The organism is Geothrix sp. (assembly GCF_020622065.1).
GTDB lineage: Bacteria > Acidobacteriota > Holophagae > Holophagales > Holophagaceae > Geothrix.
This window is the reverse complement of record NZ_JAHRYQ010000001.1, coordinates 520,094-544,092: the sequence shown is the minus strand read 5'-3', so window position 1 is coordinate 544,092 and position 23,999 is coordinate 520,094. Positions and strand designations below refer to the sequence as shown.

General features: G+C 64.4%; 25 protein-coding genes. 11 read left to right on the top strand and 14 right to left on the bottom strand.

Features of this window, described 5'->3' with window-relative positions; all coding sequences use genetic code 11:
- Nucleotides 1–15: 15 nt before the first annotated feature.
- Entirely contained in the window at nucleotides 16–2,097 is a 2,082-nt protein-coding gene (locus tag QZ647_RS02640; RefSeq protein ID WP_291270689.1) for an ATP-binding protein, read from the bottom strand.
- Nucleotides 2,098–2,135: 38 nt separating this feature from the next.
- Between QZ647_RS02640 and QZ647_RS02635 the strand changes: the two genes are divergently transcribed.
- Nucleotides 2,136–3,416, top strand: coding sequence for a DNA methyltransferase (locus QZ647_RS02635; RefSeq protein ID WP_291270688.1), 1,281 nt, complete (start codon nucleotides 2,136–2,138; stop codon nucleotides 3,414–3,416).
- Here QZ647_RS02635 and QZ647_RS02630 read toward each other — a convergent pair.
- Together QZ647_RS02630 and QZ647_RS02625 are read right to left on the bottom strand one after the other, a co-directional pair.
- The gene (locus QZ647_RS02630; RefSeq protein ID WP_291270687.1) at nucleotides 3,372–4,163 is read right to left on the bottom strand and encodes a hypothetical protein; all 792 of its coding nucleotides are present in this window, start codon (nucleotides 4,161–4,163) and stop codon (nucleotides 3,372–3,374) included. The genes QZ647_RS02635 and QZ647_RS02630 overlap by 45 nt on opposite strands.
- Nucleotides 4,164–4,183: 20 nt before the next feature.
- A complete protein-coding gene (locus QZ647_RS02625) occupies nucleotides 4,184–5,287 on the bottom strand; it encodes a DNA cytosine methyltransferase (RefSeq protein WP_291270686.1) in 1,104 nt (367 codons plus the stop codon).
- Between the two features lie 60 nt (nucleotides 5,288–5,347).
- Here QZ647_RS02625 and QZ647_RS02620 point away from each other — a divergent pair, with 60 nt between their 5' ends.
- A complete protein-coding gene (locus QZ647_RS02620) occupies nucleotides 5,348–5,482 on the top strand; it encodes a hypothetical protein (RefSeq protein WP_291270685.1) in 135 nt (44 codons plus the stop codon).
- An 85-nt stretch (nucleotides 5,483–5,567) separates the two neighbouring features.
- On the opposite strand, the gene QZ647_RS02615 is transcribed toward QZ647_RS02620, so the two are convergent.
- From QZ647_RS02615 to QZ647_RS02600, 4 genes are all read right to left on the bottom strand, one after another.
- Nucleotides 5,568–6,194 carry an OmpW family outer membrane protein gene (locus QZ647_RS02615; protein WP_291270684.1) on the bottom strand — a complete coding sequence of 209 codons (627 nt, stop codon included), beginning with the start codon at nucleotides 6,192–6,194 and terminating at the stop codon, nucleotides 5,568–5,570.
- A gap of 149 nt (nucleotides 6,195–6,343) precedes the next feature.
- Nucleotides 6,344–7,369: a cytochrome d ubiquinol oxidase subunit II gene (cydB, locus tag QZ647_RS02610; RefSeq protein WP_291270683.1), complete on the bottom strand. Its 1,026-nt coding sequence runs from the start codon at nucleotides 7,367–7,369 to the stop codon at nucleotides 6,344–6,346.
- 11 nt (nucleotides 7,370–7,380) lie between these two features.
- Entirely contained in the window at nucleotides 7,381–8,700 is a 1,320-nt protein-coding gene (locus QZ647_RS02605; protein ID WP_291270682.1) for a cytochrome ubiquinol oxidase subunit I, read from the bottom strand.
- 43 nt (nucleotides 8,701–8,743) lie between these two features.
- Nucleotides 8,744–9,220, bottom strand: coding sequence for an Rrf2 family transcriptional regulator (locus tag QZ647_RS02600; protein ID WP_291270681.1), 477 nt, complete (start codon nucleotides 9,218–9,220; stop codon nucleotides 8,744–8,746).
- A gap of 312 nt (nucleotides 9,221–9,532) precedes the next feature.
- Here QZ647_RS02600 and QZ647_RS02595 point away from each other — a divergent pair, with 312 nt between their 5' ends.
- On the top strand, nucleotides 9,533–10,381 hold the full coding sequence (locus tag QZ647_RS02595; RefSeq protein ID WP_291270680.1) for a sugar diacid recognition domain-containing protein: 849 nt from the start codon (nucleotides 9,533–9,535) through the stop codon (nucleotides 10,379–10,381).
- 17 nt (nucleotides 10,382–10,398) lie between these two features.
- Here QZ647_RS02595 and QZ647_RS02590 read toward each other — a convergent pair whose 3' ends face one another.
- The 4 genes from QZ647_RS02590 to rpmB all read right to left on the bottom strand — a co-directional run bounded on the left by QZ647_RS02590 (nucleotide 10,399) and on the right by rpmB (nucleotide 12,322).
- The gene (locus QZ647_RS02590; RefSeq protein WP_291270679.1) at nucleotides 10,399–10,824 is read right to left on the bottom strand and encodes a GNAT family N-acetyltransferase; all 426 of its coding nucleotides are present in this window, start codon (nucleotides 10,822–10,824) and stop codon (nucleotides 10,399–10,401) included.
- A complete protein-coding gene (gene tsaB / locus QZ647_RS02585) occupies nucleotides 10,821–11,528 on the bottom strand; it encodes a tRNA (adenosine(37)-N6)-threonylcarbamoyltransferase complex dimerization subunit type 1 TsaB (protein WP_291270678.1) in 708 nt (235 codons plus the stop codon). The genes QZ647_RS02590 and tsaB overlap by 4 nt, the downstream gene beginning before the upstream one ends.
- A gap of 55 nt (nucleotides 11,529–11,583) precedes the next feature.
- Nucleotides 11,584–11,985, bottom strand: a complete 402-nt coding sequence (locus tag QZ647_RS02580; RefSeq protein ID WP_291270677.1) for a bacteriohemerythrin — start codon at nucleotides 11,983–11,985, stop codon at nucleotides 11,584–11,586.
- Nucleotides 11,986–12,130: 145 nt separating this feature from the next.
- A complete protein-coding gene (rpmB, locus tag QZ647_RS02575; protein ID WP_286353895.1) occupies nucleotides 12,131–12,322 on the bottom strand; it encodes a 50S ribosomal protein L28 in 192 nt (63 codons plus the stop codon).
- Between the two features lie 132 nt (nucleotides 12,323–12,454).
- On the opposite strand from rpmB, the gene QZ647_RS02570 reads away from it, so the two are divergent.
- Together QZ647_RS02570 and topA are read left to right on the top strand one after the other, a co-directional pair.
- A complete protein-coding gene (locus tag QZ647_RS02570) occupies nucleotides 12,455–13,396 on the top strand; it encodes a DNA-processing protein DprA (RefSeq protein ID WP_291270676.1) in 942 nt (313 codons plus the stop codon).
- Nucleotides 13,381–15,915: a type I DNA topoisomerase gene (gene topA, locus QZ647_RS02565; RefSeq protein ID WP_291270675.1), complete on the top strand. Its 2,535-nt coding sequence runs from the start codon at nucleotides 13,381–13,383 to the stop codon at nucleotides 15,913–15,915. The genes QZ647_RS02570 and topA overlap by 16 nt, the downstream gene beginning before the upstream one ends.
- Before the next feature lie 51 nt (nucleotides 15,916–15,966).
- Here topA and QZ647_RS02560 read toward each other — a convergent pair whose 3' ends face one another.
- Genes QZ647_RS02560 through QZ647_RS02550 form a run of 3 tightly spaced genes read right to left on the bottom strand, consistent with a single transcriptional unit; the run spans nucleotide 15,967 to nucleotide 18,092 of the window.
- Nucleotides 15,967–16,536 (bottom strand): hypothetical protein, encoded by a 570-nt coding sequence (locus tag QZ647_RS02560; protein ID WP_291270674.1) that lies wholly within the window; start codon nucleotides 16,534–16,536, stop codon nucleotides 15,967–15,969.
- 7 nt (nucleotides 16,537–16,543) lie between these two features.
- Complete coding sequence (locus QZ647_RS02555) at nucleotides 16,544–17,512, bottom strand: nucleotidyltransferase domain-containing protein (RefSeq protein WP_291270673.1); 969 nt, start codon at nucleotides 17,510–17,512, stop codon at nucleotides 16,544–16,546.
- Nucleotides 17,505–18,092 (bottom strand): hypothetical protein, encoded by a 588-nt coding sequence (locus QZ647_RS02550; protein WP_291270672.1) that lies wholly within the window; start codon nucleotides 18,090–18,092, stop codon nucleotides 17,505–17,507. The genes QZ647_RS02555 and QZ647_RS02550 overlap by 8 nt, the downstream gene beginning before the upstream one ends.
- 802 nt (nucleotides 18,093–18,894) lie before the next feature.
- Between QZ647_RS02550 and QZ647_RS02545 the strand changes: the two genes are divergently transcribed.
- From QZ647_RS02545 to QZ647_RS02520, 6 genes are all read left to right on the top strand, one after another.
- Nucleotides 18,895–19,500: a hypothetical protein gene (locus QZ647_RS02545; protein ID WP_291270671.1), complete on the top strand. Its 606-nt coding sequence runs from the start codon at nucleotides 18,895–18,897 to the stop codon at nucleotides 19,498–19,500.
- A gap of 102 nt (nucleotides 19,501–19,602) precedes the next feature.
- Entirely contained in the window at nucleotides 19,603–21,354 is a 1,752-nt protein-coding gene (locus QZ647_RS02540) for a hypothetical protein (protein WP_291270670.1), read from the top strand.
- 78 nt (nucleotides 21,355–21,432) lie between these two features.
- Nucleotides 21,433–21,855, top strand: coding sequence for an Rrf2 family transcriptional regulator (locus QZ647_RS02535; RefSeq protein ID WP_291270669.1), 423 nt, complete (start codon nucleotides 21,433–21,435; stop codon nucleotides 21,853–21,855).
- A gap of 56 nt (nucleotides 21,856–21,911) precedes the next feature.
- Complete coding sequence (locus tag QZ647_RS02530) at nucleotides 21,912–22,790, top strand: SDR family oxidoreductase (RefSeq protein ID WP_291270668.1); 879 nt, start codon at nucleotides 21,912–21,914, stop codon at nucleotides 22,788–22,790.
- A 95-nt stretch (nucleotides 22,791–22,885) separates the two neighbouring features.
- Complete coding sequence (locus QZ647_RS02525) at nucleotides 22,886–23,341, top strand: aminoacyl-tRNA deacylase (protein WP_291270667.1); 456 nt, start codon at nucleotides 22,886–22,888, stop codon at nucleotides 23,339–23,341.
- Nucleotides 23,342–23,430: 89 nt separating this feature from the next.
- Nucleotides 23,431–23,982, top strand: a complete 552-nt coding sequence (locus tag QZ647_RS02520) for a hypothetical protein (protein ID WP_291270666.1) — start codon at nucleotides 23,431–23,433, stop codon at nucleotides 23,980–23,982.
- Nucleotides 23,983–23,999: the final 17 nt, after the last annotated feature.

Genomic DNA, 23,999 nt, shown 5'->3' with positions numbered 1-23,999 from the left:
TCCGCCTCCTGGCGCTCAGCCTTTCGGGCCCTTCGGCAACCACAGGTTGAACCGGCTGCCCTGCGTCAATGGCTGGTAATCCGCGTCGCCGCCATGGTCCTGGGCGATGCGGCGCACGATGGCGAGGCCCAGCCCCGTGCCCTTCCGCTTGGTGGAGAAGTAGGGTTCGAAGAGCCGTTCGCGATCGCCCTCGGGCACCCCCGTGCCGTCATCCTCCACGCTGAAGCGCAGGCCCTCGGTGTCGGGATCCACCGTGAGCGACAGGGCCACCGACCCCTTGCCGTCCACGGCAGCCACCGCGTTGTCCACCAGGTTGATGAGGGCCCGCTTCACCATGTCGCCATCCCAGAGGACGCCCGGCGACTCCGGCGGGCAGCTCAGGGTCCAGCGGATCTCCGGCTGGTTCGGCTCGTAGAGGGCCAGCACCTGCCGCAGGAGCTCGGCGGGATCGCAGGGCGCGAACTGGGGTACGGGCAGCCGGGCGAAGCGGCTGAAGCTGTCCACCAGGCGCGAGAGGCTGGCCACCTCCGCCAGGATCGTCTCGGCGCCCTCCTGCACGGCCTCGGGATCCAGGCGGCCCTCGCGGGAGCGGCGCAGCAGACGCTGGGCGGTGAGCTGGATGGGCGTGAGCGGGTTCTTCACCTCGTGGGCCATGCGCCGGGCCACTTCCTGCCAGGCGGCGCGCTTTTCGGCCTGGGCCAACAGGGACAGGTCCTCCAGCACGGCCAGGACGCCGCCGCCCTGGAGCGGCTCGAAGATCGCGCGCACAGGGCGGCCCTCGCCTTCGCCGCCCAGGCGCAGCTCCTCCTGCGCGCCGCGCCCGGATAGGCGCACGGCGGCCAGCAGCTCGGGCAGGCGGCCCAGGCGCGGCAGCGATTCCACGGTCGCCCAGCGGGCCTCGGTGGGATCGAAGGTCTCCAGGCCCAGCCAGCTGCGGGCCGCGGCATTGAAGGTGCGCAGCTCGCCGTCCGCGCGCCAGCTCATGACGCCCACGGGCAGGGCCGCCAGCAGCTGGTCCAGGTAGGCCCGCTGCTGCTCCAGCCGGCCGGCCTGCGCCACGATGGCCGCCCGGTTGGCCTTGAGGTCCCGGATCATGGCGTTGAAGGTGCGGGCCAGGAAGGCCAGTTCGTCCTCGCCCAGCTCCGGCAGCTGCACCTCCAGGTCGCCGCTGCCCACGCGCTGGGCGGCCTTGGCCAGGGCGCGGATGGGCTCGCTCAGCGACTTCGCCAGGGCGAGGCCCGACCACACGGCGAAGAAGAGCGTCAGCATGGTGAGGAAGAGGAAGGTGTTCTGCGGCAGCGTCTCCAGGGTGTCCTTGGCGGCCCGCATCTGCTGGCTTTCGCGGAAGCGCTGCTCCAGGGCCAGCACCCGGTTCAGGGTCTCCCGCGGCATGAAGATGCCCACCATCCAGAACCCATCGCCGCGGGGCACCAGCCGGAGCAGCCACAGCCCCTCGGTGGCCTCCTGCGTGGCCTCGGTCCCTTGGATCTGAAGGTTCGGCGGCGGCAGGCCGGCGCCCAGGTCCAGGGCCTTCACGCCCTCCCCGACGCGGACGCCCAGGTAGGCCACCAGATCGAGGCCCGAGGCCGTCCGGATGCTGGCGGCGTCCGCCGAAGGCGAAGCCAGCAGGCGCTCGGCGCCGAAGTCCATCCGGGCCTTGGCGGCGGCGCGGAGATCCCCCGCCACCAGCTGGCCGTCCCGGATCGAGATTTCCGTCTCCGGGCTGAACCAGCGCTCCACATTCTTGTTGATGAAGTTCTGCCCCACCAGGAAGAGGATCAGGCTCGGCACGAGGCACACGCTGAAGATGGTCAGCACCAGGCGCGTGCGCAGGCGGGCGCCCAGGATGCCGCTGCGGCGCTCGAAGTAGAGCTTGGCCACGCTGCGGGCCACGATGAAGAGCAGCGCCCCGATGGCGAGCACATTGGCCAGGCCCAGCGCCAGCAGCGCCCACCGCGAGGGCGCGTCCAGCCCGCCCTCGGCCACCCGGTTGCCCACGGCCTTGTAGGCCAGGATGGTCATGATGATCAGCACGGCCAGACCCACGGCCACATAGAGGCGCGTCAGCTCAGGGTGGCGCTTGGGGGCGGAACTCATCGCCACAGAGTACTCTGGCTCATCGGGATGGAGTGCAATTGGTAAAGAACACCGCGACCTACGACGAGACCTTCCAATCAAAAGCAGACCATCTGCTACGCCTGTTTCCTCCGCTCGGAGGCACGGAGGTGATGGAGCTGAAGACGGGCCGTGGCCCGATCCCCAAGATCACGGCCGAATTTTGGGGCCCTGGTCAGAGGAACGGCCACAGCCTTCATGAAATCAGCTACCGCGCCTGCTACAAATCCGAATTACCGGCACTGTTCATCGAGGCCCTGACCCAACCCGGAGACTGGGTCTACGACCCATTTGGGGGGCGGGGTACGACCGCGCTTGAGGCGGCACTTCGTGGTCGCAACGCAGCATCAAACGACATCAACCCTCTCTCCGGGATGCTTCTGCGCCCTCGGCTTGCACCACCGAGCCTCGAGGCTATCGCCGATCGCCTTGAGCAGATCCCCCGAATATCCAAGAAGGCCAAAACGCCCGACCTCTCGATGTTCTTTCACGCGGAGACGGAGTCAGAAATTCGAGCGTTGCGCGATTGGTTTCGATCCCGCCAGAAATCCGGTCGTTTCGACGAAGTCGACGATTGGATCCGGATGGTTTCTCTCAACCGCCTCACTGGCCATAGTGCCGGATTCTTTTCGGTATATACCCTGCCGCCCAATCAAGCCATGCCGGCGAAGAAGCAGGCCGAGATCAATCTAATCCGAAAACAGGTCCCCCCTTATCGGGACACCCATGCGCTCATTCTGAAGAAATCAAAGGCTCTTCTGAAAAATTTCACCCGCTCCGAGGACCTGGCATCCCTTCGATCCATCGGCGAGTTCGCCTCCTTACATTGTGGAAGTGCCGACCGGACGCCGGACATTCCCGATGGAAAGATCGATCTCGTCGTGACCAGCCCGCCCTTTTTGGATGTCGTCCAATACCACCTGGACAATTGGATGAGGAATTGGTTCGCCGACATTGATGAAAAGTCCGTCGAATCCTCGTTCATCTACGAAAGAACCATCGAAGGCTGGTCTCGTCGCATTGAACGGGCGTTCCAGGAGGTCCACCGAGTGATGAAACCGGGAGGCTGGTTCGTCATGGAAGTCGGAGAGATCAAGAAGGCGAGCATCCACATGGAGGACCTTCTATGGCCTATTGGTGAGTCCACCGGACTTAATCTTCAGGGCGTGTTGATTCACGCCCAGTCCTTCACCAAGACGGCCCATATCTGGGGTGTCGGGAACAACCAATCGGGAACCAACAGTCACCGGATGGTGTTATTCCGGAAGCAAAGTATTGAAGTCCCCGGGAACAGGATCTAACAGTCGCCAAGAGAACCAGTTGAAATCCAAGGGCAGAACCCACTGCCCCTCCATCTGTTGTCGCTGCACCCATCGATCGTCATCCACCGAGTATTCACACAGGTCCAACACAGCGACCAAACCGTTGAACAGGTCGAAATCCACAAGGTAAGTACGGATGGCATCTCGCTCGAAGATGTCCCTGGCCTCAACAACCTTGTGCCGCTTCAAATCATTGATGCCCGTAAACCCGCTCTGGACCTCGAGCCTCGCTGCAGAGCGCCCATCCTGATCGATCACGGCAAGGTCAGCGGTCGCGGAACGGCGGAAAGTAGCCGCCTGAGAAAAATCATCCGCACCGATGGACCGGATTTCATTCCCGAGGGGACGGAACATCTCTGTGATGGCCCTGTGGAAATACCGGACAACGAGATGGCCCCGCATCCAGCTGAAATAGACTTCCTCGGGCCGGCGGCCCTGGTTGTTCAATCGCGCCAACAAGTTGTTGCTCCGCAATTGAACAAGCACAGCATCTCGATTGTTCTCAAGGAAAATCGGGAGTTCCCCATCGGGAAGGGCACAGGAGGGATGGACCGCCTCTTGAAGCCCCTGAACCAGTTTCCCAAGGTGGGTATTGAGCGATTCGAGGTACCCCTCGTCAATCCCGGGCATGACGACCTTCCCGCTCAGGAAATCGCGACACTGCGACTGGTTCGTGAACCCCATCCGCTTCCGCCATTCCTTGGCGCTCTCCCGTGGATCAAACATTCGTACTCCAGTAATAGGCTTCAGGCATTGACTGCAGAAGGCCGAGAGCAGAGCGATTGGGCCACCGCCTGTCCCATCGCCTCACCTAGAAGCGGAGGGACGGCATTTCCGATCTGAAGGTTTTTTTCACTCCTCGTGCCACTGAATCGGTAGGAATCCGGGAAGCTTTGCAATCTCGCACCTTCCCGGGTGCTGAGCCCCCGGTCGGCAAAGGGATGGATGCAGCGGCTACTGCTGGGCGTTCCGAGGTTCCGAGTGATGGTCGGCGCAGGCCGGTCCCACCACAAGCGGGCATAGGTGTTCGCGAAGTAGGATCGGGGCCTGAGTTCTTCGGGAATGTCTTGGATCGAACCCCCTTTAGGCACATGGGAAATCATGTGGAGTAGCTTGTCACCATGATGGGGACCTTCATGTTCCGTGAGAATTTCCCCAGCACCCGCCCTCATGCGTTGCTGGAACGAGTTCGCTGGGGCGGCTGCGTATCGAACCGCGATTTCTCCAGAATGGATGATGGGAAGGTCGGACAAAGCATCCTGAAGGGTGAGTTGCTGCTCACCTCCGAAAAGGCCCACCCCCTTGAGATGGCTGGGTTCTGGAAAGGAAAACGGCTGCGAACCCGCTAGGCCAACCACAAAGGTCCGGAGCCGTGATTGGGGCACACCAAAATCCAGGGCATCAAGGATGCTATGAGAAGTGGTATAGCCTTCAGCCTCAAGCAGCCCCACCAGCCGTTCATAGGCACGGCCCTCGTACATTCGCTTGAATCCGCTCACATTCTCGAACAGCACCACCCTCGGCTTCACAATCCGAACCACATCCAGGAAGGTGTAAAAAAGGCGATTACGAGGGTCATCCTCGTCTTTTTTCCCTACCGTCGAGAACCCCTGGCACGGCGGACCTCCAGCGATCAGATCCACCTTCCCGGCGTAAGAGAAGAGCCTCTCCTGCACTTCGGGTGAGAGGACATCGCCGCAAATCACATCGGTATGTGGGTGATTGATTCGATACGATTCCGCGAACACCGGTTCAAATTCGTTGGCGGCAATGACATCCCATCCTGCCCATTGAAGCCCAAGACCCAATCCACCGGCCCCCGCGAAAAGGTCCATTGCCTTGAATGTCATCAGCTCCCCACGGTTCCATATCTCATATTCTACCTCCGGCCCTGAGGGAGGCTGTTCGATTTGTGGGCCGGCTTCCGCGCCCACGGCGTGCTGGTGAACAGCCAGGTCTTCACCAAGACTGCGCACATCTGGGGCGTGGGCAACAACACCAAGGGCACCAACAGCAACCGCATCGTGCTGTTCGAGCGGGCCTGACCCCATCCGCCAGGAAACCGAGGCGGCCCGGGCGCGGCCCGGGCACGACTTGGCCGCGCCCGGGTTTGCCCCGTGGTGGGCGAGATCAGAACCGGTAGCCAACTCCCACGCCGAAGAGGAACGGATCCACCTTCACCTCGGTGACCTTGACCCCGGCAGCGGTCTTCACCTCGCTGCGAATCTGCGCGTACTTCACATCGACATTGATGAAGCACTGCTTAGCCACCTTGAAATCCACCCCCACCTGGGCCGCGGGACCCACGCTCGTCTTGTCCAGGTCCAGGGCGCCGCCCGCCAGCTTCACATCCGAGATCAGGGTGAGGTTCAGGCCCAGGCCCACATAGGGATCCACCGTCTGGCCCGGGAGGAAGTGCCACTGGGCCGTGAGGGTGGGGGGCAGCTCCTTGAAGGTACCGATCTTCGCTCCGGCCAGGGTGACATCGTGCTTCTGCGGCACCGTCAGCACCAGCTCCGCGGCGAGATTCTTCGTGAAGAAGTAGCTGATGTCCACCTCTGGGATGGTCTTCGAGCTGACATGGATGGCATCCGCCGGGAGGCCGGCGGCCGCGTCGGACTTGTCGGCGGGCTGGAGGGAGACGGCGCGCAGGCGCACCATCCACGGACTCTCCTGGCGCGGGCCCTCCTGGGCCGGGAGCGGGGCAGAGCTCAGCAGTCCGGCGGCCAGGGCCACCGGCAGGACGAAGGACTTCATGGGACATCTCCTTGGCATCGCCCCGGAAGCGGGGCCTGGGACATAAAGGCTCCCCGCCCCGCCACGGGGCGGGGAGCCGGTTCACACGCGAGGGATCAGGTCAGGAAAAGGACGGTGAGGGCACCCTATCGCAGGGCTCCCGGACCGCATCAATACGCAGGGCCCTTCTGGATGCTCTCCGCCGTCACCGTGTCCCGGAAGGTCAGGTACACCCACAACTGGTAGCCGATCACCACGGGCAGGAAGCAGAGCACGACGCCCAGCATGATCTTGAGCGTCAGGGGGCTGGAGGCGGCGTTGAAGGCCGTCACCGAGGCCGCGGGGTCCATGCTGGAGGGCAGCAGGTCGGGGAAGAGGCCCGCCACGCCGAAGAGCACGGCGCCGAGGATGAGGGCCGAGGAGGAAAACCAGGCCTTCCACCAGGCCGCCTGCGCCGCGAAGACTCGCGTCAGCAGCAGTCCCGCGACGGCCAGCAGCGGCAGGAACAGGAGGACGGGCTTCGCCAGCACATGCTGCCAGAGCCGAGTGCTGAACCAGGTCATGGCCAGGAAGGCCACGGCCACCACGGCCTCGACCAACCACAAGACGGTGGCCATGCGACCGGCGCGGGCCTGCAGCTCGCCCTCGGTGCGCGTGGTCAGCCACAGGGCGCCATGCACGGCGAACATCAGCACAAAGAGCACGCCGCCCAGCAGGCCGTAGGGGTTGAGCAGCGTGAGCAGGTCGCCGTGGAAGAGCCCGGCGGCATCCAGGGGCAGGCCCTTGAAGATGTTGGCGAAGGCCACGCCCAACAGCAGCGCGGGCAGGAAGGAGCCCACGACCAGACAGGCGTCCCAGGTGGCGCGCCAGCGGGCGCTGTCCACCTTGCCCCGGAACTCGAAGGCCACGCCCCGCAGGATCAGCGCGAAGAGCAGCAGCATCAGCGGCGTGTAGAGGCCCGAGAACATGATGGCGTAGGCCCTCGGGAAGGCCGCGAAGGTCACGCCGCCCGCCGTGATGAGCCACACCTCATTGCCGTCCCAGAAGGGGCCCATGGCGTTCACGAGGATGCGTTTGTCGGTCTCGTTCTTCGCCAGGAAGGGGAACAGCGTGCCCAGGCCCAGGTCGAAGCCGTCGAGCATGAAGTAGACGGCCCAGGCCACGCCCCAGATCACGAACCAGATGGATTCCAGCATGGTCGCCTCCCTCACTTCGCGGCCGCGGCGGCGGCATCAGGGCCCTTCCGGGCGAATGTGAACAGCAGGTAGAAGTCCACGGCGCCCAGCAGCGCATAGACCAGGAAGAAGGCCGCGAGTGAAGTCCCCACCTGCGAGGCCGCCAGGGGCGAGGCCGCGTCCGAGGTCTTCATCAGGCCGTAGACGATCCAGGGCTGCCGGCCCAGCTCCGCGATGGTCCAGCCCAGCTCGTTGGCCAGGTAGGGCAGCGGGATGAGCCAGGGCAGCACCCTCAGGAACCGGGTCTGGTCCTCGATGCGGTCGCGTTTCAGCCAAGCCCAGAAGCCTAACGCCAGGAAGAGCACGCCCAGCCCCACCATGGCGCGGAAGCTGAGGAACACGGGCAGCACCGGAGGCCGCTCCGAGGCGGGGTAGTCCTTCAGGCCCTTGACCTCTCCGCCGGCAGAGTAGGTGGCCAGAAGGCTGAGGCCGCTGGGCACGGAGAGCGATTGCACGGCGTTGCGCTCGTTGGCCGCGTCGGGCCAGGCCAGCAGGTGCATGGGCACATGGCGGCCGGTCTCCCAGTGGGCCTCCATGGCCGCCAGCTTGGTGGGCTGGGTGGTGCTGAGGATCTCGGCGTTCATGTGGCCCTGGGCCATCTCGAAGAGGGCGAAGATCAGCGTCCAGGCCGCCGCCAGGCGGAAGGACTTTTTGAAGAAGGCGGTCTCGCGTTTGCGGATCAGGTGCCAGGCCGAGATGCCCAACACGAAGAAGCCCGCCGTGAGGTAGGCGCCACCCAGGGTGTGGATGAACTCGAGGATGGCGAAGCGCTGGCTGATGACGGCGAAGAAGTCCGCCAGCTCGGCGCGGCCATTCCGCAGCACGAAGCCTGTGGGGTGCTGCATCCAGGCGTTGGCCACGAGGATCCAGAAGGCCGACAGGTTCGATGCGATGGCCACGAGCCAGATGGCGGTGACATGGGCCTTCTTCGACAGCTTCTCCCAGCCGAAGTGCCACACGGCGATGAAGGTGGATTCCAGGAAGAAGGCCGCCGTGGCCTCGATGGCCAGCAGCGAGCCGAAGATGTCGCCCACATAGGCGGAGTAGCGCGACCAGTTCGTGCCGAACTGGAACTCCAGCGTCAGGCCCGTCACCACGCCCACGGCGAAGTTGATGAGGAAGAGCTTCCCCCAGAACTTCGCCATGCGCTTGTAGTCCTCGTCACCCGAGCGCACATACTGCGTCTCCATGAGGGCGACGAGCATGGAGAGCCCCAGGGTCAAGGGCACGAACAGGAAGTGGAAGTAGGTCGCCACCGCGAATTGCAGGCGCGACAAGGTCAAGGCGTCCACGGACTCCTCCTACAGGTCGGGGTTGGGGATGGGGCTTAGGGGATCAGGAACAGCTCGACGCCGCCTGGGTCCTGAGCGCCGAGTGGCAGCGCAGGTGGGCGGCGAGGTGGGTCTCCGGAGAGCGGGCCAGCGCATCGAAGCGCACGCCGGCCAGGTGGGTCTCCAGGGCACGGGCGGCCTCGGCCCAGGCCGCCTGGATGGGGCAGCCGTGGGCCAGGGGGCAGTGGTGATGTCCGTCCAGGCACTGGTTGAGGACGATGGGGCCTTCGAGGGCGGTCACCACATCCAGGAGGGAGATGTCCGACGCGGCCCGGGCCAGGGCGATGCCGCCCCCCGTGCCCCGGGTCGTCTGGAGAATCCCCGCCTTGGCCAGGCCGCCGATGAGGCGGCGGACGAAGGGCGCGGGCAGGAGGCGGGCCTCGGCGATCTCCGCGATGGAAGCGCGCGTCCCCTCCGGCAACGAGGCCAGGTGGAGCACCAGCCGCGCCGCGTAATCCGTCTGTCTGGAGATGCCGATCATGGGTCCTCGAAGGTGACTGCGGAGATAACATTACCTCAAGAGTCACCTTGGTCAATACCATTGAGTCATCAATTTAATAGACCTGTTTGTAGCCTGAATTCACAGGGATCGGCCTCCCGCCCCGACGCCGATGGGATCGAGACGAAGGGCCGTGGCCGGGACGGGCGGGATGGGGGCTGGAAGACCAGGCAGGCCAAGGCTAATCGCACCGGCCGGCCTGGACGATGGGGTGTCCTGGGGCCCACCCCGTGGATGGCATGGCGTCCCTCCAGGGACAAGGGTGGAAACTGGCGCTCGGGGAGGACGGTACCGATGGATCGGGACATCGCGAACAAGATCATTGATTTCATCTACACCGCCACGGGCATGAACTCGATCGTCTGCGATGTGGAGGGGACCATCGTCGCCGCCAAGATCAAGTCCCGGGTCGGCGACCTGCACTCCGGCGCGCGGAAGATGCTGCAGGAGAACCTGCCCCACATCATCATCACGGCCGCCGAAGAGGAAGCCTCGGGCGGAACCGTCCGGGCGGGCATCAACCTCCCCATCCGGCACAATGACGAGCTGATCGGCTCCATCGGCATCCCCGGCGATCCCGAGAAGACGCTGCTGGTGACCAAGATGGCCTCGGGCCTGTTCTCGAAGGAGCTCCGCGAGCGCGAGCTGCTGGACCTTCTGCTGGGCCACGCGGCGCAGATGGACAGCGCCATCACCACCATCGTGTCCACGGTGGAGCAGGTGAACGCCTCCCAGGAGAAGGTCTCCAGCATGGTCGACGAGGTGGAGCAGCTGGTTCAGGCCTCCTTCGAGGACATCAAGACCACCGGCGAGGTGGTCGAGACCATCCAGTCCATCGCCAGCAACACCCAGATGCTCGGCTTGAACGCGGCCATCGAGGCGGCCCACGCCAAGGAGGCCGGCCGGGGCTTCGCCATCGTGGCCGAGGCCGTGCGGAAGCTGTCCGACCAGTCCAGCGCCTCGGTCGAGGACATCAAGGTCACCCAGGCCCACCTGAACGAATCCATGGGCCGCGTGGTCGATTTCTCGAAAGATCTGACCACCCAGACCCACGAGCAGACCAACGCGACCAACGCCATCGCCCACATGGTGCTGGACCTGAAGAAGATCAGCGAAGCCCTGATGGCCATGACCCAGTCCTGAACCGGGTCGCCACCGATTCATCCTCGCCGGTAGAGCACCGCGTCTTCCCCATCGGGGTAGTAGCCGGGCCGCCGCCCGCAGGGTTCCCACCCGCAGGCCCGGTAGAGGCGGATGGCCGCGGCGTTGGAGGGCCGCACCTCCAGGAACAGGTGGGTCAGCCCCTCCTCGGCCAGCTGCCGCTGGCAGGCCTCCAGCAGAACCTGGCCCAGGCCCCGGCCCCGGTGGGCCGGATCCACGGCGATGCGCAGCAATTCCGCCTCTCCGGCCGCGGGCACCCGCGACCACCGGGCGAAGGCCACCTCCGGCACCAGCCACAGGGTCTCGTGCTCGGCGGGGGCCTTCCAGGCCGAGCCGAAGGCCGTGCGGTCCAGCCGCGTCACCCAGGCCGGCAGGGGCTCGCCGGCCGCCAGCCGCCGGACTCCGGACTCCGGACCCTCCCTCACCGCGCCACGCCCTTCCGCAGGGCCTCCGGCAGGTGGGCGGCGGCGTGGGGGAAGTTCACCTCGGCATCGGTCTCCCGCAGGTAGAAGGGCACCAGGGGCGCTTCCGGCGGCCCCTGGGAGACGCGCCGCGCCAGGGCCACCAGGCCCGCCAGGGTGGCTTCCCCCTCATCGGACAGAGAAATCCGGTGCGCGGGCAGCACCGCCTCCACCTTGGCCGCAAAGGCCTCCGGGGCCCACCAGGGCTCGGCCCCCACCCGCTCGGGGAGGGCGGCCAGCGGGTGCTTGGCGGCGGGCTCCGTGGGGCCCTCCGCCCAGCGCTGGTGGAAGGCCTCGCTGCGCTGGCCGTCCAGCAGAATCCAGAATGGTCCCGCCGCGCCAGCCTGGCCCTTGACCTGGCGCAGCGCTTCGGCCCGCAGGGCGAAGGCCGAGAAGCCCCAGGTGGGCAGCCCCGTGAGGCCCAGGCCCTCGGCCGTGGCCACGCCGATGCGCAGGCTCGTGAAGCCGCCCGGCCCCAGGCAGGCCGCCACGCCCGACAGATCCATCGGCCTGCCGCCGGCCTCGGCCATCAACGCCTCCAGCGCGGGGATCAGCCGCTCGCTGTGCCCCCGCCCCACCCCCGACGCCACCCGCCGCGTCCATGCGCGATCCCCCTGGATCAGCGCCAGGTGCAGGATCTCCGTGGTGGTGTCGAGGGCGAGCAGCATGAGGCCAGTGTATCGGGCCGGTGGCGTCCACGGCTTCTGGCGACCTCCGGCCTCGCTAGGCCTCCAGGCTCCGCTGCCGCACGAAGGCGCCCAGGTCCTGGTCCTGGCGCAGGATGTGCTCCACCAGCCAGGTCTCGAGGAAGGCCAGCACGGCCTCCGTCACCCGGGCCCGGCCGGCGCGGAAGTCCGCCAGCAGGTCGCTCAGCTGCAGGGTCAGGTCCGCGTGGGCCGCGAAGTGGGCCGAGGCCCGGGGGTACCCCACCCGGATCATCAGGGCCTCCTCGGAGCTGAAATGGGTGACCGCGTAGTCCCGGAGGAAGCCCAGGATCTTCCCGATCTCCTCCCGGTCCTTCCCCTGATCCAACGCGGCGTGCAGCCGGTTCACCGCGTCCACCAGCGAGCGGTGCTCCGCGTCGATCTGGTCCTGGCCTGTGACCAGCTCGGGTTGCCATGCCATGTAGCCCAAGGACCGCTCCAAGAGATGCCGCGAACCGCGGGAGCCCCGCCGCTTCGCGGGCGTCAGACCCGCCCTCCGGCTCCCCGCCGGCTGGTCACAGAAAAAGGCGGCCGCTCGGGCCGCCTCTTCGACTTTCGAGCTCGGCCTAGCAGGCCTTGAGGACCTTGCCCGCCTGGATGCAGGAGGTGCAGACGCGCAGGCGCTTGGGGGCGCCGCCCACCAGGGCGCGGACGCGCTGGATGTTCGGGTTCCAGCGACGCTTGGTCACATTGTTGGAGTGGGAGACATTGTTCCCGAACTGGGGCTTCTTACCGCAGATTTCGCACTGACGAGACATGGGAACCTCACGAACCAAAGGTGAAAACAGCCAAGAGAACCAGTGTAGCCAAGCGCATGCATAACGCAAGGGGAAAGCCCTTGCGCGGGACTGGCTTCCTTGCCCAGGATAGCCACACTCCCCCGGAATCCCATGGATCTGCCCCTCTGGGCCCTCGCCTTCACCGTGCTGGATTGGCCCGAGCGCCACAAGGCCGAGGCCTGGGCCGCGCTCCAGGCTGGCGTGGAGCCGACCCTCTCCACCGAGCAGGCCGGGGCCCTGGCCCGCCTGGAGGCCGACCTCCCCCGGCGGCGGCAGGAGGCCCGGGACCGGGAGGCCCGCCTGCTGCTGCCCGGGGATCGGGAAACCGATCCTCAGGAAACCGCCGCCGTGGAGGCCCTGCTGGCGCCCCTGCCCTACCCCGTGGCCCTGTGGGTGCGCGGCACCCTGCCGCCCCCCGGCCCCCGCCTGGCCATCGTGGGCAGCCGCCAGGCCAGCAGCCGGGGCAAGGCCCGCACCCGGGCCTGGGCGAAGGCCTTCACTGAGGCCGGCCTGGCCGTGGTGTCGGGCCTGGCCCGGGGCATCGACGGCGCAGCCCACCTGGGGGCGCTCGAGGCCGTCCCCGGGCCCTCCGGCCTGACGGGCACCTGGGGCATCCTGGGCTCGGGCTTCGACCACCCCTATCCGCCCGAGCATGTCCCCCTCATGGCCCGCATGGTGGCCGCCGGGGGCGGGGTGATCACCCCCTTTCCGCCCGAGGCCCCGCCCCGGGCCTGGCACTTCCCCCGGCGGAACTGGCTGCTGGCGGCCTGGACCTACGGGGTGCTGGTCACCGAGGCCCGGCTCAAGTCCGGCTCCCTGGTCACGGCCCGCCTGGCCCTGGACCTGGGCAAGGAGCTCTGGGTGTGTCCCGGATCACCGGAGGACCCTTCGGCCGAGGGGCCCAACTTTTTGCTAAGAGAGGGCGCCGCAAGGATTTGCCTATCGCCTTCCGACCTGCTCGAGGACCTCGCCCCCGCCCGGTCACTTGACAAACCTCCGCCCATAGGATCCATCCTTAGCCCCCTAGGAGTTCCGCCGTGGCCAGGAAGCTGAAGCAAGACGATGCAAGTGCACCAAGCCCCGCCGAACCCTCCGCCAAGGGCTCGAAGCTCGTGATCGTCGAAAGCCCGTCGAAGGCGAAGACCATCACCAAGTACCTGGGCAAGGGGTTCAAGGTCATGGCCTCCGTGGGCCACATCCGGGACCTGCCCCGCAAGCTGGGCGTGGACATCGAGAACGGGTTCCAGGAGGAATACGAGATCAGCCCGGCCAAGGAGAAGGTGGTCAAGGAGCTGAAGGCCGCCGCCAAGACCGCCACCGAGCTGGTGCTCGCCACCGACCCCGACCGCGAGGGGGAGGCCATCAGCTGGCACCTGCTGGAGGCCATCAAGCCGCCGAAATCCCTGCCCGTGAGCCGGGTGCTCTTCAACGAGATCACCCCGGCGGGCATCGCCAAGGCCATGGCCGCGCCCACCATCATTAATAAGAAGCTGGTGGACGCCCAGCGGGCCCGCCGCGTGCTGGACCGCCTGGTGGGCTACAAGGTCAGCCAGGTGCTCTGGGACAAGGTGCGCCGCGGCCTCAGCGCGGGCCGCGTGCAGAGCGTGGCCGCCCGCATCATCGTCGACCGCGAGCGGGAGATCCTGGCCTTCAACCCCGTGGAGTACTGGGTGCTGAAGGGCCGGTTCGCCGCCAAGCTGCCGCCCTCCTTCTGGATGAAGCTCGTGAAGCTGGGCGGCCAGCCGCTGCAGCTGGGCAACAAGGAGACCAAGCGCCGCGTGGCCGATGCCGTGCAGGCCAAGGACCTGAAGGCCCAGCTCGAGAAGGCCGCCTACACGGTGACGGGCCTGGAGACGAAAGAGAAGAAGCGCAACCCCGCCGCCCCCTTCACCACCGCCAAACTGCAGCAGGAATCGGCCCAGAAGCTGAAGATGAGCGTGAGCCGCACCATGCAGAACGCCCAGCGCCTGTACGAGGGCGTGGACTTCGGCGAAGGCCCCGTGGGCCTCATCACCTACATGCGCACGGATTCGCCCCGCCTGGCCCCCGAGGCCGTGGAGGCCACCCGCGCCTTCATCGCCGAGAAGTACGGCCAGGAGTACCTGCCCGCCAAGGCCCGCATCTTCACCGGCAAGGCCGGCGCGCAGGATGCCCACGAGGCCATCCGCCCCACGGACATCACCCGCACGCCTGAGAGCCTGCGGGGCCACCTGGAGCCCGACCAGTTCCGCCTCTACGCCCTCATCTGGCGGCGCACCATGGCCTGCCAGATGGAGGCCGCGCGCTTTGACGAGACCGTGGTGCAGACGGAAACCGAGGTCGGCAAGGACACCGCCCTGTTCGAGGCCAAGGGCGAGATCGAGCGCTTCCCCGGCTGGCTGGCGGTCTACCGCGCCGACAAGACCGAGGTGGATGCCGAGGGCATCGCCGACGCCACCAAGGGCGACGAGGAGGACGAGGACGAGGCCCTGCTGCCCGCCCTCAAGCTGGGCGAGGCCCTGAAGCTCGAGCAGCTCGACGCCGACCAGCAGTTCACCAAGCCCCCCGCCCGCTTCAACGAAGCCACCCTGGTGAAGGAGCTGGAAGAGGATGGCATCGGCCGCCCCTCCACCTACGCCAGCATCATCAGCACCATCCAGGACCGCGACTATGTGAAGAAGCACGAGGGCCGCTTCAAGCCCACGGAGCTGGGCATGGTGGTCACCGACCTGCTCATCCAGGGCTTCCCCCGCCTGCTGGACACGAAATACACCTCGGGCATGGAGGGCAACCTCGATCTCATCGAGGTGGGCAAGCTCACCTTCAAGAAGGCCATGACGGACTTCTACGGCCCCTTCGAGCAGGCCCTGGCCGCCGCCGGGCAGGACATGCAGAACCTCAAGGCCGGCGTGCCCACGGGCGAGAAGTGCCCCAAGTGCGGCGACCGCAAGAAGAACCCCGGCACGCTGCTCAAGCGCATCGGCCGCAACGGGCTCTTCGTGGGCTGCACCAACTACAGCGCCGAGTTGGAAAAGGACAAGTGCGACTACACCGCGGACCTCGAGAAGATGGAGGAGCCCGAAGACGCGCCCGAGTGTCCGCTCTGCGGCACCACGCCCATGAACCTGCGCAAGGGCCAGTGGGGCCCCTTCTGGGCCTGCCCCAACTACCCCAAGTGCAAGGGCATCGTGAAGGCCGATCCGAAAGGCATTCCGGTTCCCCCCGACGAACCCACCGGCGAGACCTGCCCCAACTGCGGCAAGGGCTTCGTGAAGCGCCACGGCCGCTACGGCGAGTTCATCTGCTGCATCGACTACCCCACCTGCAAGACCGTGAAGAAGGAAATCCTGGCCGTGCCCTGCCCCAAGTGCGGCGGCGGCCTCAGCCCCCGGAAAACCCGTTTCGGCAAGGTCTTCTACGGCTGCACCAACTACCCCAAGTGCGACTACACCGCCTGGGACAAACCCGTCCCCGTCACCTGCCCCGCCTGCAAGAACCCCAGCATGGGCGAAAAGACCCGCAAGCCGCGCGGCAAGGACCCCATCCAAGTGCTGCTCTGCCCCAAGTGCGGGCATGAAGAGCCGATGGGGTGACCTGCCGTACGACTTAGGAAGTTCTGCGGATAGCAATCAATAATCGTAAAATTAAGTAATGCGGGCGTTTCGCATTGCCCGCAACATGGTCAAATCTTCTTGAAAGTTTGACGGTAGTTTACCACTCTCATAGAGATGATCGGCATATACAATTTCGTTCAATGGCGCTGATAATAGCTTTGGCCGTTTTGATTCGTATTCAATTATATCAAATTGATTCGTAAGAAATGCTAAATCATAATTTTTTAATAATCTATACAATGCATTTGCAAGGAATTTATTTTTACCTCGATACACAGAAATATGAGGATAAAATCCGAACTGCCCTATCGGATAACTTGGTTTCCACCAAACCTTTCGAAGGTTAACACTATTTACATTTAAATATACAACCTCTTCTTCTTCGTTTGAAAAACTGTTAACACCTTTAATCTCTAACACATCGTTTTTTATTGTATTTAAAATTTTATTGATTTGCACATTATTTATTTTGTTCCTGTAGGGGCCGCGGATGGTCAAATGGGCAAGGTAAGGAGATTTTTCACCATAAACAGCCTCTTCAATGCTATGTATTAAATAGTTAATTTCACGATCATATATTTCGAGAAATAAAAAATACATTGGACTCTCAGAGTATTAGAGCTTTTCGAAGGATAGGATCAATCTTATCATTAGTTAGTGTATCATATAAAAAATTCGAAAAACCAGTGGAATATCCAGAGATAATTTTTCTGTCCTCAAGAGATAAATTTTCTCGATCTATTTCTTTTGACTCCTTCCAGTTCAAAAAAAATTCATAATGGTCGAGAATGGCTTTCCAAGATTTAATTAATGCCTCAGAACCCAATGCGTCTATGCCCAAGGCCATGCGCTCCAAAGGCTTGTAATTCGTCAACTCAAAACATTCTTCTATTTTTTGAATCGGAGTACTAATTATTGGCAGCACAGTAGCAAATACGGTGAGCATACGACTAAATTTTAAATTAATGCTCTTTTTTCGCCAGGGACGGGATCGTTCACACCTAAAATCTTCATAATTCAAACACAAGGTTCTCCAATATCTTAATATATCATTAATTAAAAAATATGGAATATAATTATTAACCGCCTTTTGATCTCTAAAATAATTTTTCAATATTTCATTTTTATGTGATTCGAACAAATTATTTGAACTCAAATAAATACCCTCTAACAATAACAACAACCTAACAGTAAACCTGTTTTCTGAATCATCCAACGGCGATCCAGTTTTTGAAACTAAATCACCAATTGGATGAAGTTTTAGAAATCTACCAGAATCACTTAGCGGAGGGTACCCCAAATCATTATTTATTTTATGCAATGCACTTTTTACATCTGATTCAAGCTTTTCGGCCACATCAATTGTGCCATTAAATGTCAGCAATATATCTAAATCTGAATTTCCTCCGTACTCGCCTCTAGCGATTGATCCGGCACAGAATATTGATATTTTATCATCATTTAAAATATCTATTCTAGCTATCTCCCGCCTTAAAACCTCAATCCTAGCAGATGAGATTCTACCTCTCTCCATCAATCGCGCATGTGATTTTAATATATCTATAGCCTTATCCACAATTGCCTCTTTTATTTATAATATCATATACCTCTTCCCAAGATAAAGCTCTTGGTTTTGCACAATTTTTATTAGTACTATTTGCAAAACAAATTGCAAATAGGCCTTGATTTCTTAAGTTTTCTATATTATTGGGTGAATCATCAATATATATATTAGCATTTACATGTTCCTTTTCTTTTAAAAAGCAAATATCCCAATAAGGGATTCCATTGTAATCAAGCCATTTCACTGTTTGTTGTATTGCAATTTGGTGAAAAAATGGAATGAATAGGCGATGAGTGATGATTCTAATTTTATATCCTTCATCCGATAAAATTCTCAGAAATTTTCTAGCCCCAGGGATCATTTTTGAAGTCTCAAACAATCCTCTCTGAGTGACAGCGAATCTATGTAGCTTTTCATAATGATCCGAGCCAGAAATTCCCCATTCAGGAAGCCCATAGCTCACTTCAGTCGGGAGTTCTTTCAGATCCCTTTCCAGCCATTCAGCAGCAATCTCACGCATTCGCCCGTAGAAATCTGCGCAGACCCCATCCAAGTCGACTCCTAGAATTGGGCCATTATTGGTATAGCTCATGGTGCTCCTTATCATAAAAATAGCTGATAGATTGATTCAATATTCCTTAGGTACAGAGCCACTGCAAGGATTTGTTTCTCGGGAATACATTCCTTGTGCGGTTGCCCGCCTAGCCTGCTACTTCCTGGACAAACTTCAGGAAGAGATTCCTTCCATCATGGTCGGTCAAATTTCCCAAAGTAAAGTTCCCCTTTATCATAATTTTCCATGCTCCAAGACACCCCCTCCTTCCTCGCCTACAGGCGCAACGCCGGGTCCCGCACGGTGCAGGCGTTGGAGGCGCCGACGCCCGAGGATCTGGAGTGGGCGCCGGTCCCCCGGGGCCTTCACCTTCGGTGACTTGTTCCGCCACCCTGCGGGGCTGGAGCACTTCATGTACGCGGAGAACATGCAGGGCTACCGCTTGCGGCCGCTGGAAAAGCCAAAACAGAACACCGATAAAAGCTGATAAACACCGATCAATCCAGTGCGTGAACGAGCGCTCACGGTTTTTTCATCGGTGTTTATCATTCAGTTCTCGGTGTGCATCGGTGCTCTTCTTTAGCCGGTGATGAAGGGCAAGGCGATAGGAACCGCCACAGCTTTTCATCCCATCCATCCCCTTCATCCTGGCTTCATAGGTTTTTCTTTAGCCAGGATGAAGGGGATGCAGGGGATGTCTGGAATCCGGGGCTGGTTCTCGTGTTTCAAAAGGACCTGCAAGTCGTTTGAATAGGTCATTTATTGACATGTTCAACATGAAATTTATTGGTAAAAAAGAGGCAATGATGCTTTAGGATAATTCTTTCCTTCGAAAGCACCCATGCCGAACCCCCTGCGTACCAAGAATCTTCTGGGCTCAAGCCTTGTGGCCAGCCTGGTTATCCCTCTGCTGGCCTGTCTGGGCGGGGGCGGGGGGAACGCGTCGTCCCAGCGATCCGGCCCCGTGCCCCTGCAGGTGAGCGTCCCGAGCCTGAGCATTCCGGCGGGGGGCGGGGGCTTCGTCGCGGTGACAGCCACCCGGCCGCTGGCCCACTACCTGAACTACCAGGGCCCCCTCACCCTCTCGCTGGATCACCCCCCCGCCGGGGTGCGGGGCAGCGGCAGCATCCCCGCCGACCAGTCCACGGGAACCCTGTCGCTCTGGGTGGATCCCTCGGTGGCCCCCCGGACGATCCAGGGCCTCCAGGTGCTGGCCACTGGCGGGAGCACGGTCTCCGTGGCCACCTTCGACCTGACCATCGCGCCGCCCCTGCCCCCGGGCCGCATCCGCTCCGACTTGGTGCAGGCCAGCGGACGCGTGCAGCAGGCGGGAACCCTGACGAACGCCCCCCTGATCCAGGAGCCCGTTGCCGCCACCACCGCCACGGATGCCGCCAAGGTCGACGCCGTGCGCCACGGCTTCGACCCCTCGACCCCGATCCCCTGATTCCGGCCCCCTGATTCAGGCCCCCTGATCCCGGCCCAGCCCGGCCTTCAAGGCTCTGAACCCCGGGCCCCGTCCCTCCTCCACCCTTCTTCGAGAGAACCCATGCGCTTTCGCCCCACCCTCCTGACCCTGACCCTGATCAGCCTGTCCCCCGGCCTGAGCGCGCAGGTGGCGCCCGCGGCCCCGGTGGTCGAGGCCGCGCCCAACCCCCAGGTGGCCTACCAGGGCCGCCTGAGCGAGGCGGGGCTGCCGGTGACCGGCACGCGGAGCTTCTCGTTCTCGATCCTGGATGCCCAGGGCGCTGAACTCTGGACCTCGGGCCCCCAGGATGTCTCGGTGAACAACGGCCTCTACGCGGTGGCGCTGGGCGGCTCGGGCATGCCCGCCATTCCCCCGGCCGTGCTGGCCAAGGCGAACCTGCGGCTGCGCCTGTCCATCAACGGGGCGCCGCTGACGCCGGACACGGACCTGGTGCCGGCCCTGCAGGCGCGCAGCGCCTTCGACTTCTCCGGCGCGCTTGCCGGGGATGTGGGCGGCACCCAGAACGCGACGGTGGTGCTCCGCCTCCACGGGGTGCCCCTGGATCCGACCGCCACCCCCTCGGCGGGCCAGGCCCTGGTCTTCAACGGCTCGAGCTGGGGCCCCTCGACGGTGGTCGGGGTGCCCGGTCCCGTGGGCCCCCAGGGCGCCACCGGACCCGCCGGACCCCTCGGCGCCACGGGCCCGCAGGGCCCCATGGGCCTGCCCGGCGCCACCGGTGCCACTGGAGCCACGGGAGCCACCGGCGCCCAGGGACTTCCCGGCACCGCCGGCAGGACCGTCCTCAGCGGCGTCACCGCGCCCGTGGCCAGCCAGGGCGTGGATGGCGACTTCTACCTGAATACCGCCACCAGCGTGCTCTACGGCCCCAAGGGGGCCCTCACGGCCGGAGCCTGGCCCGCCACCGGCACCAGCCTGGTGGGCCCGGCCGGGGCTCCCGGCCCCCAGGGACCCACGGGTTTGACTGGCGCCACCGGGGCCACGGGACTGACCGGGCCCGCCGGGCCCCAGGGGCCCGTGGGCTTGACGGGTGCGACGGGCGCCACGGGCGCCTCGGGCGCGACGGGGCCGCAGGGCGCCACCGGCCCCCAGGGTGCCCAGGGGCCCCAGGGCCTCACCGGACCCCAGGGTCTGACTGGGGCGACCGGGGCCACGGGACCGCAAGGCGCCACAGGCCCTCAGGGTCTCGCCGGGCCCCAGGGCCTGACCGGCGCGACCGGGGCGACGGGCGCGGCCGCCACCGTCAGCGTGGGGACCGTCACCACGGGTGCGGCGGGCTCCTCCGCCGCCGTCACCAATTCGGGCACCGCCAGTGCCGCGGTGCTGAACTTCACCATCCCCCAGGGGGCGACGGGCTCCGGGGCCGCGGGCCTGCAGGTGCTGGACAACACCAATGCCGTGCTGGGCAAGGTGACCCGCGCCGACAGCTACGGGTACACCGTCCTGACCTCCACCGGCTACCTGCTGGACCTGTCCTGGGATGGCACCGCCTATCCCGCCCAGACCTGGTTCACGACTTTCTCCGGCGGCGTGTGCAGCGGCACGGTCTACCTGAATGACGGCGCCGGCGGCGCGGGCGGCCTCAAGATCTGGGGCAAGACGGCCTACTGGGTGGGGTCCAAGAACAGCTTCATGGTCCCGCAGGATGTGAACGGCTCAGGCATGAGCATCTCGGTCGGCTTCACCAGCCAGGGCATCGACAACCCCGACTGCGTCGCCGCCGCCGGTTCCAACAGCGGCTGGCGCCTGACCACCATCACCAACGCGGCCCTGGGCCTGCCGGCGACCATCGCGGCCCCCCTGAAGCTGCAGTAGGCCGGCCCGGGGGCCTGCGAGGAAAATCCGTTGACAGGGATCCAATCCGAAACCACGATGGTTACGGATTGGATCCCCATGAGCAACACCCGCTACACCGTCGCCATCCATGTGCTCACCCTGCTGGCCTACGCCGGCCCCGAGGCGCTCACCTCCGACTACATCGCCGGCAGCGTGAACACCCACCCCGTGGTCATCCGCCGCATCCTGGCCCGCCTGCGGGCGGCCCGGCTGGTGCGCTCGCAGGGCGGCCCCGGGGGCGGCTGGCAGCTGCTCCGGGCGCCGGAGGCCATCCACCTCCAGCAGGTGCTGGTGGCCGTGGGCGCCGATGCCTCCTTCCCCCTGCACGCGGCGGCCCCCAATGTGCAGTGCCCCGTGGGCCGCTCCATCCAGGGGCTGCTCACCCACCACTTCCGCCTCGCCCAGGAAGCCCTGGAGCGCCAGCTGGCGGGCGTCACCCTCGCCGATCTGGTGGGGGGCGTGAAGGCCCAATCCGCCTGACCTTTTTTTTGGCCCTATTCGCAACCATTTCGGTTGCACTTTTTCCCGGAGACCCCATGACCACCTCCACCCTCACCGGCCCCCTCGTCGTCACCGGCGCCACCGGCCAGCTGGGCCGCCTCGTGCTGGCCGCCCTCCTGAAGCGGGTGCCCGCCGCCCAGCTGGTGGCCGCCGTGCGCACCCCTGAGAAGGCGCAAGATCTGGCCGCCCTGGGCATCCAGGTCCGCAAGGCCGACTACGACCAGCCTGAGACGCTGGTCGAGGCCTTCCGCGGCGCCGCCAAGGTGCTGCTCATCTCCTCGAACGAGATCGGCCAGCGGTTCGCCCAGCACCGCGCCGCCGTGGACGCGGCCAAGGCAGCCGGAGTGCCGCTGCTGGCCTACACGAGCCTGCTCCACGCCGAGACCTCGCCCCTGCCCCTGGCCCTCGAACACCAAGAGACAGAAGCCTACCTCAAGGCCTCGGGCCTGCCCTTCGTGCTGCTGCGGAATGGCTGGTACACGGAGAACTACACGGCCAGCATCCCCTCGGCCCTGCAGCACGGGGCCTTCCTGGGCAGCGCGGGCGACGGGAAGATCGCCTCGGCCGCCCGCGCCGACTACGCCGAAGCCGCCGCCGCCGTGCTGCTGCGCGACCACCAGGCAGGCCAGGTCTATGAATTGGCAGGCGATGCGGCCTACACCCTGCGCGAGCTGGCCGCGGAAATCAGCCGCCAGTCGGGCCAGGCCGTGGCCTACCAGAACCTGCCCGAGGCGGAGTACCTGGCCATCCTCCTGGGTGCCGGGCTGCCCGGACCCATCGCCAGCCTTCTGGCGGAATCCGACGCGGGCGCCGCCAAGGGTGGCCTCTTCGACGATTCCCGCACCCTGAGCCGCCTCATCGGCCGCCCCACCACGCCCATGGCGGAGACCGTCAGAGCCGCCCTGCGGGGCTGAGTTCCCTCACCTTCATGGCGCCTCCCCCTCCTGGGACCGATCCTTGTGCTGCGCCCGCCCCGGCGCCCATCCGGGTTCGGTCCCAGGAGGCAGCCATGCCCACGACCTTGCTGAAGGATTTCCTCTCCCAGAACCGGGTGGCCCACCAGGTCATCCAACATCCGGTGGCCTTCACGGCCACATCGGTCGCCGGGGCCGCGCACATTCCCGGCAAGGAGATGGCCAAGACCGTGGTGGTGAACCTGGACGGGCGGCTGGTCCTGGCCGTGGTGCCGGCCAACCGGAAGGTGGATCTGGAGCGCCTGCGCCAGGCCGCCGGGGCGGTCCGCGCCGAGCTGGCCGACGAGCGCGAGTTCATCGCCGACTTCCCGGAGTGCGAGCCCGGGGCCATGCCGCCCTTCGGGAACCTCTACGGCATGCCGGTCTTCGTGGAGCCGCACCTGGCGGCCGACAAGGAGATCGCCTTCAACGCCGGGACACACACCGAACTGATCCGCATGTCCTACCAGGACTTCGAGCGGCTGACGCACCCGAAGCTCGTGGACATGTAGCCGCCCTCGCGGAGGGAGACCCGGGCCGATTCGCGAGCGAGTCATAAACCTGCGAATGGGCCCGGGCCGGAATCAGCGATACTCGGCTGATGCCACCCCTCTCGCGCCCCGCCTTCCGCTGGACCGCCCTCATCGGCCTCTGGGCCCTGGTGGGCGCGGTGGCGTGGATCCTGGCGGTGCAGGTGTTCCTCATCATCCTGAACCCGTTCTGCCATGTGCAACGGCCCGGGATCGCGTGGATGACGGTGCGCAGCGTGGATCGCGATCCCGACAGCCAGCTCACGGACTTCGTCACGGCCCGGCAGGGCGACGCGGAGCAGGTGCTCCGCATGGCCAAGGCCGAGGCGGCGGAGCTGCGCGCGGACGACGAGGTGTGGATCCTCGACGCGTGGTACGCCGACGGGCTGCGCCCCACGCAGTTCCGCCTCACGCCCCTGCGCCTGCTGCTGGAGTATCCGGCCCTGCTGCTGCTCCCCGCCGCCTGGGCGCTCTGGCGCGTGCGGCGGGCCCGCCAGGTGGCCGAGGCCGCCCCGCCGCCGCCCGTGCGCCGCACCTTCACCGATGACTTCCATCTGCGGGCCCAGCGCTTCGCCAAGCCAGAATCCGTGGACAAGGATCCCGGCGGAGACCCGCCGGCTTGATCCGGCCGGGCGAGGCT